This is a genomic window from Paenibacillus sp. 01T422 (genome assembly GCF_056398785.1).
In genome coordinates this window covers 1-15,035 of sequence record NZ_JBFTQB010000111.1, presented here as the reverse complement: position 1 = coordinate 15,035, position 15,035 = coordinate 1, and the positions used below count along the sequence as shown (strand labels likewise).

Below are 15,035 nucleotides of genomic sequence, written 5' to 3'. Positions count from 1 at the left end.
AACCAGTAGCCTACCCCCTTGCTGCCGGCGTACAAGTAACTAATCAGCGTTGCTGTCACTTTTACTAACCACACAGAAAGAAAGATCAGATCCAACCGTTCTAAAAAAGGCAAAGAAATCCCGTTCAGAAAATACGGTACAGGCTGCGGGATGAAGGGGATAGCCTCGGGGCTGATAAATAGCGTTGACCATGTTGCCAAGCCATTTCCCAAGAATAAGCGGCACGAATTCATATAAATTTTGCCCAGGAAATCTCTTGCATAATGCCACATAGATCGTCAGAAGAAGACTCACGCAAGCTCCCGCCAGAAGAATCGATATCCAGCCATCAACACCTGCAGCTTTATGTAGCACATATGGGAAAGACAACACACCAATGCCAACCTGAGTTTGGAGAATAAAAGCAAATAATTGCATTCTTGTCATGACATCCTCCTATTCGAAGCTTTCCGCCGGAAGATTCTCGCAGGAAGCTGAATGAGCGTAGTCAAGATCCGGCGCGGCTGAAACGGAGTAAACGGATAGAAGTAAGGCACGCCGTACGTTTCGAGCTTGGTTAAATGCATAAACAACAAACTGAAGCTGAAAGCAATTCCCGCAAAACCCAGCAGTAAGGAAGAGATCATGATCGGAAAGCTGACTAACCGAATCGCGAGGCGCATTTCATGAGAGGGCATGCTGAATGATGCTACGGCCGTCAATGAAATGACGACAATCATCGTGGTGGATACTAATCCGGCGTTCACCACTTCACTGCCGATAACCAACCCTCCTACAATGGACAGTGTGGAAGCAATGGACTTCGGAAGCCGGATGGCCGCTTCTCGCAGCAATTCGAGCACAGTGATCATGAACAGGGCTTCAATGAGAGGATTGAAAGGAATATTCTCTAAAGACGCTTTCAAGGAAAAAAGCAAATCAATCGGCAGCACCTCGAAATGGTTCGAGACGATGGAAATATAAATGGAAGGAAGAGCCATTCCCATCATGACGCTAATAAACCGGAGAAACCGAAAAAAAGTCCCGTTCCACCACCGGACATTGAAATCGTCTGCAATTTGAAAAAACATAAAAAAGGTCACCGGGAGAATGACCGCGAACGAACTGCCATCCACAAGCAGAATCACTCTACCCTCCATGAGATGGGAAACGGTGGTGTCGGGTCTTTCGGTGTATAACATTTGCGGAAAAAGAGACCAACGGCTGTTCTCCAACCGATTCAAGATTTGTCCAGGTGATTTAATAAACACGTCATCGTTGGTCAACAACCTGGCAATCACTTCGTTAACAACATTGAGATCAGCAAGCTCGCTCATGTACAGCAGCTTGACGCCTGTCGGGCTTTGTGCGCCCAAAGTGAAGTCCCGTTCGACCAGATTCGGATTCTTGAGCCGTTTGTGAATCAGCTGCACATTGACAGCGGCGTCATCGACAAAGCCTTCATGAGAACCGCGGATAACTTGCTCATTCTGGGATTCCGTGATGCTGCGCTCCATGCTTGCGGCAACATCAGCCAGAATAATGTCTACGCGTTGATCGAGCAGAATCGCGCATTTCCCCTGCAGCATCCCTGCTGCTGCGCTCTCCAAATCGGTGACGAGCTCAATATCGAGAATGGGCAAGATATCTTCCAGAAGCCCCTCCTTAGACTGTAGTAAAGGCTTCAAAACATCAGACTGCAGCTTGTCCCGGTTTGTAGCGGCGTTAAGATAAAGAATCGCACCTTGAACGCCCTGGAGGCGAAATTCCCTGGTGCGAATATCGTCGGATGAATGAAAGCAATCGAAAAGCTTACGCATATTCGTCTTCATCTCTGTAGAGATTTGGAATGAATCTTGTGGCAATTCCATGCTTCACCCTCCCGCCTGTTAACAGTGCGGTTAGTATTTGCCATTTTTTTCATTTTATCCAATAGAAACAAGACGATCACAGCTGATCGCCTTTTCTAAACTGCCCTGGTGTAATCCCCTCATAACGCTTAAACACGCGAATAAACGTATTGCTGTTCGAGAACCCGACCTTTTGCGTAATATCCGTAATCGTGTCATCGGTGTCCATCATCAGCTTTTTCGATAATTGGACGCGCTGCTTGTTAACATAATCAATGAATGTTTCGCCAGACTGCTCCTTGATGAAGCGTGACAAATACGGCGCATTCACTTCGAATTTTAACGAAAGCGATGTCAGACTTAGATCCATATCCGCCAAATGCTCATCGATATAACTCAGCACATGATCCTTCAGTTTCGTATTATGGCTTTTCTTCTTGGAGTCTACGTAGTCGCAAACGGTTTTCAAAAATTTATAAATGTCATCTTCAATTTCCGCGAAAGACTCACACTGTGTCAATTGCTTAATTAACGCATGCTTCTCAACGGCCAACTCGTTCGGTCCCTGATCCAGGTGCTCAATCGCTTTCAAAATCGTGCCGATCAGCTCGAACATAAGAAGCTTGCCTAGCTGCAGCGACAACGTGCCGTCGGACACATTCGTGACAATCAACTCGCTGACCGCCTCCATGGCCTCCTCGTACTGGCCTGTGCGTATATGATTGATAAGCTGACGCTCCATATCCAGCGGATAGTACAGTTCGTTCTTCGGTCGTTTAATCCGTTCAAATGGAATGATTTGACTTGGACCGATGACGAATTTGTATTCAAGCGCCTCCAGCGCCTCATCAAATCCATGCGGAATTCCGGCCAACGTTGGATGAATATCACTGATGCCAATCGTCAGCTGGATATAAAATTTCCCCTGAATAACCTCCTGCGCCTCTTGCGCAGCGTCGATTAAGTCCTGCTTCGCCTGCGCTTCATCCTCATTAAGGATATTAACGAGGAAGGCAATCATGCCGTCCACTTCGGTCGTAAACACCGTATGCCTGCGGCCAATCAGTTCTTCGGTGATGTTCGTCACAATGTAATACACATATTGCAGCTTGGATTCGGCATCGCGCGACCCATTATCATTGAACAAAGCGGTATAATCGCCGATATGAAAAAGCAAGACCGCAAAGCGGTTCGTCTCAAACCGCAGGTCGAACGATGCCATCGATTGCGCCAGGGCTGAGCCGCTCTCGACTCGGCCTTTGAGCAGTCGCGCCAGAAAGTGGCTGCGCAGCACGTCCTGCTGCTTCTGGATGGTCGTATTCGCCGTATCCTGAAAGGCGGCATTCTCCGACATGAAGGACTGCAGCAGCAGGAACTCGTCTTTACTACCCTGCATGTTCGATTTAACCTTCGGAGATACCAAATCCACCATGCGGCGAATCGGCATATAGTGTCTGCGCGTCAACCAGATCGACATCGGACCGCCGACGAAAATACACAGGAATAAGCCCGCATAAATCCAGCTGCGCAGTTGGCTGACTTTCGCCGCATATATCTTCGTAGGCACGATAGAGACATACTTCCACTCATTTTCGACCGAGGAAACGTAGGAAACCGTCACCTCTTCCTTGTCCCATTTCTGGCTGAACGAGCCTTCCGCAGAGGATGAAATCTGCGCCAAATCAAGGTCGGAAACATGCCCCGGCTCGCCAGCGATCATAATGGGCTTATTGCTAGAGTCCAGAATCAGCACAATACCCGCTTGGGCGAGCTGAATGTTCGAGATGGCTGATTTCAGACGCTCCGCATTGAGCATGACCACAAGTGTCGCCGGTGCTTCATCGGCATTCTGGATAGGCAGAGACTGCAAATACACCATGTCATCTTCGGCTAATTGCAGAAAATTACCGAAGTAGATTTTCTCCATGCTGTCGCTCCACTTTTTAAAGGTCATGCCTTTATTGCTTTCGTGAAGCAATTGGAACAGCAGCTCGTCTTGATTCATTGTTGAGGTAGTCACACCGAAATGCTGCTTTTTCATATACACATACAAATCGTTGATATCCCCGTTTGATGCCGCATAGGAACGTAGAGATGTGATGAGGTCGAGCGTGTCGATCTTCACTTGCGAGCTGTTGAATTCCGTTTGATTGACATATTTAATAACTTTTGGGTCCAAAGAGAGCTGCAAACCCATCCGTTTAATATCCTTAAATTGGTTATCCAGAGACTGCTTCACTTGATTTAGCAGCGCTTTATTGGAACGAATGACCTCCGAGTGGAGCAAATGCTGTGATTGAAAGAGCACCAACATCGTGATGACAATGGGGATACAAAGGATGGTTAAGTTCGAATAAAGCCAAAAAAGAAATACGCTCCGCTTCATGGAAAGAAGCCCCTCCCCTACTCATGCTGTATGCGCATTATCCCATCTTCTACCGCTGATGTACATCTACGATTCTTGCAGCATCATCATTTTTTGGCGTTTCCCTGCCCATTAGGCCGAAAACCCAAATATCCCGCCCTCTTTTCGAACATCCAAAAAGAGAACAGGTTCTGGTTTCTTTATTCTTTGATCGCTCCGACCATAACACCTTTCACAAAGTATTTCTGTAAAAATGGATAGGCAATGAGGATCGGTAACGTCGCAACCATGATCGTTGCATATTTAATGCTTTCACCAATCGCTTGCGTGTCGTTCGCATTCCCCGTTCCTGTCGTCATCGAATCTGTGCTGTTCTGGACGAGAATCTCGCGAAGAATGAGCTGCAGCGGGAACTTCTCCCGATCATGAAGGAACAACATGGCATTAAACCAGGAGTTCCAATGCGCAACACCGTAGTACAGCACCATGACGGCAATAACTGGCATCGACAGCGGGACCACGATCTGGAACAAAATGCGCCACTCGCCTGCGCCGTCAATCTTGGCAGATTCCATCAATCCTTCCGGGATTGCTTCGAACGATGTCCGCATAATAATTAAGTTCCAGGTGGAAATGGCTACTGGCACGATCAGCGCAAGGTAGCTGTTGCCCATGTGCAAGTAATTGTTGATTAACAAGTAAGTCGGGATCAGGCCCCCACTGAAATACATCGTGAAAACAATGCTGATCATCAGGAATTTACGCAAAGCAAACTTTCTGGACAGTGCGTAAGCCCCAAGTGTTGTAAAAAATAGATTAACCGCCGTACCGAGAATTAAGATTAAAAGCGTATTCCCATACCCGCTCAAAATGTTCGGATTCGCAATCACCTTTTCRAAGGCGGTCAAGTTAAAACCGAGCGGCTTAAGCAGCAGTCCCGTATGCTGAATCAGTAAGTTAGAATCACTGATAGAGGCCATGAACACATAGTAGAACGGGTATACGGTACAAATAATTAACAAGATCATTAGAATCGCATTACCGATATCGAATAGACGCTCAGATGCGCTTAATTTCATCGTTCGTTTCCTCCTGAGAGCTTCTCACAAGACAAGCTGACGTCGTAAGATTAGACTACCACAACCGGCTGCCCGAGAATCGGCGGGATATGCTGTTAGCGCTAATAAGCAAGGCAAAGTTAATCATCGATTGGAACAGTCCTACGGCCGTCGTATAGCTGTAATCATTCCCTTGGGCAAGCCCTTCCCTGTAAACAAACGATGAGATCACATCCGCCGTTTCATACGTATTCGGATTGTAAAGCAGGACAATCTTCTCAAAGCCAACCTCCATCAAGCCGCCAATCCGAAGAATGAGCAGGATCATGATCGTTGGGATAAGTCCTGGCAGCGTTACGCTCCAGATTTGGCGGAATCTTCCCGCCCCGTCAACACGAACAGCCTCGTACAGCTCGGGGTTAATCCCGCTAAGAGCAGCCAAATAAATAATGGATGACCAGCCAAGCTCTTGCCAAACCGATGTGGATACGAAAATGGTACGGAAGTTTTCCGCATTATTCATAAGTGCTGAATCCTGACCGCCAAAGAACATAATGATGGCATTCACAATGCCGCCGCGGTTCGTAAAATCAATAATTAATCCAGAGATAACGACAATGGAGATAAAATGCGGCAAATAGGAAATCGTCTGCACGATGGATTTGAACATTTTCATGCGAATTTCATTGAGCAAAATCGCGAGAATAATCGGTGCTGGAAAGCCAAAAATCAGATTATAGAAGCTAATTAAGAACGTATTACGCAGCACGCGAACAAAGTAATAGCTTTGAAAGAAATCTTTGAAATGTGCAAAGCCGACCCAATCACTGCCCCAGATCCCTTTGGCCGGGCTGAAATCCTTGAAAGCGATCACCGCTCCGTACATCGGGAAATATTTAAAAATGAAGAAGTATAGCGCGACCGGCAATACCATCAGGTAGATTGCGCGATTTTTTCTAATGTCGTCGAGTAGACCCCGAATGGAATTCGCCATGTTCTCACTTCCTTACTGATGTGTTAAAAAAGGGGAGGCCAAGCTCCCCCTCCCCCATATGCCAGCCATGTATTAACGTTTGTTATAACGATCTGTCGCTGTTTGGTAAATCTCGACCGCACGGTCAATGTTCATTTTTTTCACTTGTTCCATCGTTTTATCATAGTCTTCAACTTTCGTAGCGCCCATGACAACTTTCGTGATTTGTTCGGTCAAAAGTGTGCTTACATCGTTAAGGATCTTCGCAGACTCTTTTGCTTCATCCGTCGACAGGACAACTGGCGGAAGCATAACTTTATAAGCGTTGTTTGCATATTTGGCATATAGCTTCACGGCGTCTTTTTGTGCTTGCAATTGGTAGTACTGATCATTGTAACGGTCATCATCCAAACCGGAGAAGCCGTAGTTGGCGATAAAATATTTGGCCATTGCTTGGGAAATTGGCAGGTTGTCCGGGTTTTTCAGGATCAAATCCGTGTATTTCGGCTGACCGTCAGCTTTGGTATAGGTTTGGCCTTCTACACCGAAGTTTTTGAGCATAGCTCCTTCATCGCTGTACAGATAGTCGATGGCTTTTACCGTTTCAGCTGCATGTTTATTGGAACTTGTAATGACCGTTCCGATATTGTCATACTCCCATGACGCTTGCACGAACTTCGGCTCGTCGCCTTTTTTCAATACCGGATACTGCACAGCTGCCAGCTTCGCTTTCGGATCTGTTTTCTGCAGCGCTGGTGTGTACGTCCCGATGCTGCCACCGATGAAGCCGTAGAACGCGCCTGCTTTACCAGAGGTGATTTTGGCATCCATCGTTTTGGTATCATTCGAAGCGAAGTCTGGATCAATCAGACCTTCTTTGTACCATTTTTGCATCGTCGTCAAATATTGCTTAAACTCTGGCTGCGTAGGACCGAATTTCACTTTGCCGCCATCAATATAGAAAGAGCTTGCATTGGCAATCGTCGACATGCCCGCTACACCGTATGCGCCTGCGAAGTCAGCGAAGGAAAGCGGATAGCTTTTGTTCAGCGTGAAAGGAATAACGCCTTTCTTCTCTTTGAAAGCTCTTAGCACAGTTTCCCACTCATCAATCGTTTCCGGCGCTTGCAATCCAAGCTCCTCGAGCCAATCTTGACGGACTACCATTCCGCTAAATGTCTTGTACTGACCGTATTGGCCGACCTTCAAGTGAGGCAGCGCGTAAATATCGCCGTTGTCCGCTTTAATTTGCTTAGCGATTTGCGGATTAGCATCCAGGATTTTTTTCAAATTCGGAGCATTTTTCTCAATTAAATCATTGAGTTTAATGATCGTGCCGTCTTTGAACATTTTAGAGGTTCCGCCCTGTACGCTACTCCAGTTCCAAAGCATCGAATCCGGCAAGTTATTAGAAGCAACCATAACGCCGTATTGCTGAACATCGTCCTGCGGCGTATTCCCGGAGGAATGCTGGAAGTCAAACGTTACATTCGTCTTCTTAGCCCATTCCTGGACCATCGGCAGCTCGTTCAAGCTTTTGACGACCGCTTTCGTATTCGGATTCATCGGCGTCCATAATGTCACTTTCACAGGTTCATTAGAAACAGATGCACTTGCAGCTGGCGCTACGCTTCCGTTTGCTTCTTTGGTTGTACCTGAATTGCCGCAAGCCGTTACTAAGGATAGTACGAGCGCGGAGGCAAGTACAGGAAGCACCTTGAATGCTTTATTTCTTTTCATAGAAACACTCCCCTAGATGATTATTGATGATTTGGCGCTAATGCCATATGCGGATTAGCCTGTGAATGAAGCATACATGGTGGAGCGAGAAGCCGTATATCGCTTATTTTTCAGTCGTATTGTTTTCTTAAGAATAGGCCGTCGCCGCTTTTTGTAGCATCTTCATTTTATGAGAATCCCCTGAAAAACAAAGGAAAAATCGCCACCTCGCCGCTTTACGCAAGCGGTTCAGTAGCGATTATGGGATGACTCGGGTTATTCGCCGATCAGCACTTCAATGCCCAGCGCTTCAATGGTATCGATCCATTCTTTCGGACAGCCTGAATCCGTGATCAGCATCGAGATTTCGTCCAGCTTGGCCACTCGGGCAAATGTAGACATGCCGAATTTGGAATGATCCGCAACCAGAATCGCCTCCTCCGCCCGCTGCATCATTTTTCGCGAGATGACCGCTTCGGCCAAATGAAAGTCTGTGATCCCATCAGCAAGCGAAATACCGCCAACCGAGATGAACGCTTTATTCACCTTGAATTGGTCCAGCATCTGATCCGTAAGGGAGCCCGTGGCTGCTTTGAGTTCCAGATTAACTTCTCCGCCCAAGAAAATAATTCTCCCGCCAAAGGTCTCCATCGCCAGATTAAGGACAGGGACAGAGTGCGTGATCAAGGTGACATTGGTATGGTCCTTCAAATAAGGCAACATCTCGAGCGTTGTCGTGCTGTTATCCAGCATGATCGTCTCTCCATCCTGCACGATGGAGGCGGCCGCCTTGCCAATTGCCGCCTTCTCTTTCTTCATCATCTGCGTCCGTCTCAGAAAAGGCGGCTCGACAAGCTCCATGCGCATTTTGACCGCGCCTCCGTATACTTTGCGAAGCTTGCCCYCCTTCTCCAAGCGATCGAGGTCCCTCCGGACCGTTTCGGTCGAAACGCTAAGGAGCTCAGACAAGTGAAGAACCTGAACTTTCCCTTCCATCTCCAAATGGTTCAGGATCTTCATCCTGCGATCCTCGAATGTTAATGACATAAATAACCTCCTACCTATGACCGATGCTAGCAACATTGTGATGTTTCATGTTGTTTTCATCTAGTGTATAAGTAGGAGGTTAGCCTGTCAACGCGATACTAGCAGGCGATTGATCTTCTCGCGTTTCCGGGTGATCCATTTCGGATCCTGTGAGTATTCACTGAAGGTAAGCGGCGTGTCGAGATCCTCTTCAATCAACGCGATTACGCGCTCCCGACCAATCAAACTCTCTAGACTTTCTAACGCCCTTAAGTCTTGCAAAGCTTCATAGAAGACGACCATCCGTATGGATTCTATTGGCCCTTCTTCCCCCGGATAGACGAGGAAAGCATCCCCGGAAGGAAACGCCCGATTCGCATCTGTTTGGATGAACGGGTTCAACATTTTACGCGCATATTGCGAATACCAGAAATTATATCCCCAATGTAGGAAGCCTTTGATATTAAACTTATACAACTGAAAACCAATGATCCGATTGCGTTCGGAAGGAAAGACGAAGAAGCGATTGGATACTTGCTTATACTGCGCGCAGCAATAGTAGGTCCATAGATTGTCGACACCACGGCTGATGAATTCATCGATATGATTATTAGCTACGACAGGCGTGTTCACTAGACCATGCGCATAAAACTCATAATCGGATAGGGCATCAAATGTCGGATAGCTGCTTAGGAACTTACCGATTTTGCCAGCGGYCGTTCGGTATGATTCCAACTGATCCACAGTCGGTTCATCAGATACGTGAAAAAAAACGCGATCCCCAAGCCCTCGCTCCTGAATAAACCGATCAAGCTCAGGCAGCAATGCCTCGAGGAACTGGCCATATGTATCTCCAGATGCATCTGTTTCCCAGCCAAAAATCCGCTTCAGCTGTCCCTGCTCAGTCGCCATAATCTTGGGTGCATACTTCGCCCCCCACTGCGTAAATAAATGAGAGAATTCATAATAGTGAACCCCGCAGCGTTCCCCTAGCGAGATCCATCTCTCCAGCAAGCCAAAATCAAATCGGTACGCCTGCTCATCCCACTCCACACCTACAAGCTGCACCGTCGTACGCTCACCACCAACCTCTGTATCCAGAGGTGGCGTAAATAGCGGTGTTAGCAGCATGTTCACACCCTGCTTAACCGCCGTTTGGAAGTATTGCTCAATTCGCCTCCAGTGTTCTTCGCTAAAAACGTCCACTTGGTAATGGTTGGCCAAGCAGTCTGTATGAAACCATTCCGTGCGGATGAGCTTCTGCTTGGGCAAGGAGGCGCTTAAAATCTGCAAATGGATGCGCTGCGATTCGACTTGAATACCGTCCACAGCCGATAACGTAACATCAATCGGATGTAGACCCTCCGGTTGAGGGTGATCACGCAGATCGACAGTCACCCAGAAAGACCCCCAGCTCTTGGGGAGCGCAATCTCTCCGCCAGCCTCTAGAGGCAGCAACGGATCTGGGTACAGCCCCGGCTGATCGCTGATTATGTATCCGTCATGATCCCCATATAGGGTAAGTTCACTTGGTGCCAGCCCTACCTTCCGAGCGATCACTTTGGCTAATGAGTTCAAGCAGCGTAATTCAAACTTCGCATCTGGCACGTGGGAGTCTCCCTTCATATCTTACAAAATAGCGTATATCTTAAAGGTATGTGGATTTCGCCATATAGTAAATCATCTTTTTTTATAGGTATGTTCAATTCTTAGGATTATTGAATGAAACGTAAATGAATTGTAAATTACTCATTGACAGTTTTAGAGCAGCAGATATACAATTGTCAACAAACAACAACATTTTAATAAAAAACCACATGAAAACAACAACCCCAAAGACGGAGGGCTACACTTATGCAGCATCAACTTTTCTTTCGTGAGGATAAGACCTTTACGATTACGCAATTTACAGATTTACATTGGAAAGATGGTGGTACCCTCGATCAGCAGACGCGAAAGCTGATGGAAGATGTGCTGGATGCGGAGCAGCCTGATCTGGTCGTATTTACAGGCGATGTCATCTACACCGGGTACGTAACTCCTGGTGAGCCTATCTGCGAACAGCCATTGGAAGCTTTTCGGGAAGCCGTCCACGCTGCAGAAAAGCGCGGCATTCCATGGGCCATTGTATTCGGCAACCACGATACGGAAACAATCATTACGCGTGAGGACCTCATGCAAACCGTGTTGGAACAACCACATACCGTGACACAGCGCGGCCCTCGTGACATTCATGGCGTAGGCAACTACACGGTTTCCATTCAAGGTGCTGACGGAGAAGCCGCTGCGGCACTGTATTTTTTCGACTCGGGCAACCAGTCGACCGTACCGCATATCCAAGGATACGATTGGATTCGTAGCAGCCAAATCTCATGGTACATAGAAACTTCGAGAAAGCTGCACTCTGAAAATGATGGGCAACCCTTGCCTGCGCTGGCTTTCTTCCATATCCCGCTCCCGGAATATCAGCAGGTCTGGGATACAGAAACCTGCTATGGCAGCAAGCATGAGAATGTGTGCTGCGCACCCGTTAACTCCGGACTCTTCGCAGCCATGGTAGAAATGGGCGATGTCATTGGCACCTTCTGCGGCCACGATCACGTTAACGACTACCAGGGCAATCTGCATGGTATCGAACTTTGTTATGGTCGTGCCACAGGGTATAACACGTATGGCAAGGAAGGGTTCCCCCGCGGCGCACGGGTGTCTTCCTCTGGTCGATCATTATGGTCACAACCGTGGTCCTGCTGCCTTTTCTGATCAGAGAATTATGGCTTCATCCATTATCCTTATCTTCTTACGGGCTTCTGCTCTTGTCCGCGGCCTTTCAGAGCGCCTATGCACTACTCTTGGCACGCACCTACAATATGGGCGATTTGTCCCAAATATATCCGATTATGCGAGGCACTAGCACCTTATTCATTCCCATAGTCGGCGTTTTGTTCCTCAGAGAATCCTTATCGATATACGGCTGGCTCGGGCTTCTTTTCATGGTCACTGRCTTCCTTGCGCTTAGCGGCATTTTCACGGGTAAAAGGTCAGGAGCTGCCTCGCGTTCAAATATCAAGCCATTCCTGATGGCCCTTTGCGTAGGCTTATGCACAACGTGCTACGTCTTCGTCGACAAACTGAATCTGCAGCATATTTCCGCTATTTCCTTGCTTGAGGTGACCAATATCGGATTCGTTGCGGCGCTGACGCCGATCGTTATCGCTTCCAAGCAGCTGCGGCTTGAATGGAAAATGAACTACCGAATTATTTTGCTCGGAGCCATCCTGAATCCGGGGTCCTATCTGTTGTTTTTATTCGCCATGAAACATGCGCCAGTCGCCCATATCTCACCGATTCGGGAAGTCGGCACTGTTTTTGCCACCATCCTAGGCATTGTCATCCTCAAAGAAAAGCAAGGCAAGAAGCGAATCACCTGTTCCATTCTCATCACAATCGGCATTCTGTTCATAGGATTCTTCGGTTGACTTTCTCATCGACGTCCCTTAAGATAATGTCAGTGATCACTGACATTTTTTCGGAAGAGGGGTAACCATGAACAGCACCAGCAGCAAGATTGGCAGCAGCGATAAACTGCTTTTATCAGCGCTCAATTTGATTGCAGAAAAGGGCTACAATGGGGTAACCACCCTCGAAATTGCCACCGCGGCAGGCCTCAGCGAGAAGACGTTATTCCGTCATTTCGGCAGCAAGCAGAAGTTGCTTGAAGCTGCTTATGACCGCTATCATTATGCGGAAGAAATGAAGAAGTTGTTTGCTGAGAAGCTGGTATGGGAGCTTGAAACCGACTTGCTGCTCATTACGAAGACCTATCACGAGATCATGAACCGCAATCGGAAAATGATCCAGATCTCGCTCAAAGAAGACGGACAACTGCCTGGATTTCGCGAGCGCACCCAGAAGCATCCTCAGCAGCTGCTTGAATTTCTGACCGATTATTTCACCACGATGGTGGAGAAAGGCAAAATAATCTCCGACAATCCGGAGCTTCATGCTTTCTCTTTCATGATGATGCAATTTGGCGCTTTCATGAACGATCTCGACGGCCGCAGGAATTACTCCAGTATTGGATTAGAACCTTTTGTAAATGAGAGTGTACAAGTTTTTACTAGGGCATTGCAGTCCTAGTTTTTTTATCCGCTTAATGTCAGTCAGTACTGACAGTCATATTTAGTGAAAAAGGACGTGATATTCGTATGAATAGCTCAATTCGTTCGGCTGCCATTGTGGCTGGAACGCGGCAGGGTAACAGCAGTAACAACAGTGACAGAAACAACAACAACAACAACAACAACAACAACAACAACAGTGACAGTAACAGTGACAACAGTAACAGCAGTGACAGTAACAAATTAATGCGTGTTCTGATGTTCACTTTAACGATTTCTATGATGACCGGCATCATGTTCAATATTGCTCTGCCTAAAATTAGCGAGCAATTCTCGCTTAGCCTCTCCCAAGTAAGCTGGCTATCCTCCGCTTATATTCTCATCTACGCGATCGGCGCTGTCACTTACGGAAAGCTGGCTGATCGCTACACGCTAAAAAGCATCGTCACCTTCGGGCTTCTCCTATTCGCGGCTGGCTCCCTTCTCGGGCTTGCCTCGCAAACCTTCGCGATGGCGCTCATCGGCCGGTGCCTGCAGGCCGCAGGGGCTGCCGTCATTCCCGCAATTGCGATGATCATCCCGCTGCGTTACTTCGCTCCCGAGCGCAGGGGTGCTGCGCTGGGCATGACAGCCGTTGGCCTAGCCTTCGGCAACGCGCTTGGTCCTGTGGTAGCGGCTTTGATCATCAGTACCGTCCATTGGCGGTGGCTGTTCGCTGTGCCGCTACTGGTTCTTGCGGTACTCCCTTTGTACCGCAAATATTTGCGTGATGAGCAGCCTAGGGGCGCTGGCTCATTTGATTGGCTAGGCGGCGTTATGCTCGCCGCCGCGATTGCTTTGCTTTTGATGAGCGTATCCAAAGGACTATGGCTTGCTCTTGGCGCTTTGCTCGCTTTGGCTTTATTCCTTGTTCGAATCAACAAGGCGGAGGAACCCTTTATTGCGCCGAAGCTTTTTAGGAACGCCAAATATACACTCGGGCTGACGATTTCCTTCCTTGTGAATGGCACCTGCTGCTCCCTCTATGTGCTCAGCCCGCTGCTGCTCGCCAACGTTCACAAGCTGCCCTCCATTTGGATCGGCTTCATGATGATCCCTGCCGCCGCTGCTGCGGCTATATTCGGGCGCAAAGGTGGCAAGCTTGCCGACACCAGAGGCAACTCCTTCGTCTCTTATTTGGCTGCCGCTTTATTAGTAAGCTGCTTCTTGCTGCTCTCCACATTCACCGGCGGCTCTCCGCTGCTGATTGCCGGTTTCCTGATTCTCGGCAACGTGGGACAGTCCTTTCTCGTCATCGCAGTTTCCAACTCCGTGTCGAGAACCCTGCAAGCGGAACAGGTTGGCGTCGGCATGGGCATGCTCGCCATGGTTAACTTCATTGCGCAAGGCATCGCCATTGGCGTTTACAGCAAAGCCGTTGATCTCGGGAATCTGCTGAGCTGGAACCCGCTGTACCGTTATTCCTCCGGCTTTGTTTTCAGCAATATTAGCTTAGTGCTAGCTGGTTTGTCGTTTGTCATTTGGGTTGTGTTTTACTTTGTGTTTGGTAGGGTACGTGGGGTGGATAAAGCTATACATGCGAGTACTACTCAGGGGGCTTCGAGCTCGGTTTCGACTTGATGGGTTTACTAGAGAAGCTAGCTTCACACATTGGGTGTACGTTCATATTACAGCGATTAAGTCTACTATTCCGTTCCCTGCCACTGGGCAGGGCCGAAGAACAGGAAATTTTCCATCTAATGCTGCTAAACCGCCTAACTGGTGCGTCCCCTTGCAACTGGGTACAGGAGTAGCTAGATCACTTGTACTTAACTCCGATTACTGCTGCTATTTTCCGCTGCTGATCCACTTTTGGCCAATTAACTCCAGTTTCTACCACTAAGATCGGCAATTCTACTAGTTTTCGTCCAGCTGCCGGAGAATTAACTATAGTCTCTACCGCTATTC

General features: G+C 47.9%; 12 protein-coding genes. 4 read left to right on the top strand and 8 right to left on the bottom strand.

Annotation, left to right across the window (positions count from 1 at the left end):
• Positions 1–39 precede the first annotated feature (39 nt).
• The 8 genes from AC1DUA_RS08615 to AC1DUA_RS08580 all read right to left on the bottom strand — a co-directional run bounded on the left by AC1DUA_RS08615 (position 40) and on the right by AC1DUA_RS08580 (position 10,578).
• The gene (locus tag AC1DUA_RS08615; RefSeq protein ID WP_477499339.1) at positions 40–426 is read right to left on the bottom strand and encodes a GerAB/ArcD/ProY family transporter; all 387 of its coding nucleotides are present in this window, start codon (positions 424–426) and stop codon (positions 40–42) included.
• Positions 423–1,850 (bottom strand): spore germination protein, encoded by a 1,428-nt coding sequence (locus tag AC1DUA_RS08610; protein WP_477499338.1) that lies wholly within the window; start codon positions 1,848–1,850, stop codon positions 423–425. Before AC1DUA_RS08610 ends, AC1DUA_RS08615 begins: the two co-directional genes overlap by 4 nt.
• 76 nt (positions 1,851–1,926) lie before the next feature.
• Complete coding sequence (locus tag AC1DUA_RS08605) at positions 1,927–4,215, bottom strand: helix-turn-helix domain-containing protein (RefSeq protein WP_477499337.1); 2,289 nt, start codon at positions 4,213–4,215, stop codon at positions 1,927–1,929.
• A gap of 179 nt (positions 4,216–4,394) precedes the next feature.
• Entirely contained in the window at positions 4,395–5,273 is an 879-nt protein-coding gene (locus AC1DUA_RS08600) for a carbohydrate ABC transporter permease (RefSeq protein WP_477499336.1), read from the bottom strand.
• A gap of 55 nt (positions 5,274–5,328) precedes the next feature.
• A complete protein-coding gene (locus AC1DUA_RS08595; RefSeq protein WP_477499335.1) occupies positions 5,329–6,246 on the bottom strand; it encodes an ABC transporter permease in 918 nt (305 codons plus the stop codon).
• A gap of 72 nt (positions 6,247–6,318) precedes the next feature.
• Positions 6,319–7,965 carry a type 2 periplasmic-binding domain-containing protein gene (locus AC1DUA_RS08590; RefSeq protein ID WP_477499334.1) on the bottom strand — a complete coding sequence of 549 codons (1,647 nt, stop codon included), beginning with the start codon at positions 7,963–7,965 and terminating at the stop codon, positions 6,319–6,321.
• Between the two features lie 255 nt (positions 7,966–8,220).
• Positions 8,221–8,991 carry a DeoR/GlpR family DNA-binding transcription regulator gene (locus tag AC1DUA_RS08585; protein WP_477499333.1) on the bottom strand — a complete coding sequence of 257 codons (771 nt, stop codon included), beginning with the start codon at positions 8,989–8,991 and terminating at the stop codon, positions 8,221–8,223.
• 87 nt (positions 8,992–9,078) lie between these two features.
• On the bottom strand, positions 9,079–10,578 hold the full coding sequence (locus AC1DUA_RS08580; protein WP_477499332.1) for a DUF4091 domain-containing protein: 1,500 nt from the start codon (positions 10,576–10,578) through the stop codon (positions 9,079–9,081).
• A gap of 246 nt (positions 10,579–10,824) precedes the next feature.
• Here AC1DUA_RS08580 and AC1DUA_RS08575 point away from each other — a divergent pair, with 246 nt between their 5' ends.
• The 4 genes from AC1DUA_RS08575 (at position 10,825) to AC1DUA_RS08560 (ending at position 14,708) form a co-directional block, all read left to right on the top strand.
• The gene (locus AC1DUA_RS08575; protein ID WP_477499331.1) at positions 10,825–11,730 is read left to right on the top strand and encodes a metallophosphoesterase family protein; all 906 of its coding nucleotides are present in this window, start codon (positions 10,825–10,827) and stop codon (positions 11,728–11,730) included.
• On the top strand, positions 11,697–12,446 hold the full coding sequence (locus tag AC1DUA_RS08570; protein WP_477499330.1) for an EamA family transporter: 750 nt from the start codon (positions 11,697–11,699) through the stop codon (positions 12,444–12,446). The genes AC1DUA_RS08575 and AC1DUA_RS08570 overlap by 34 nt, the downstream gene beginning before the upstream one ends.
• Before the next feature lie 67 nt (positions 12,447–12,513).
• Positions 12,514–13,107 (top strand): TetR/AcrR family transcriptional regulator, encoded by a 594-nt coding sequence (locus AC1DUA_RS08565; protein WP_477499329.1) that lies wholly within the window; start codon positions 12,514–12,516, stop codon positions 13,105–13,107.
• A gap of 227 nt (positions 13,108–13,334) precedes the next feature.
• Entirely contained in the window at positions 13,335–14,708 is a 1,374-nt protein-coding gene (locus tag AC1DUA_RS08560) for an MFS transporter (protein ID WP_477499340.1), read from the top strand.
• Positions 14,709–15,035 lie beyond the last annotated feature (327 nt).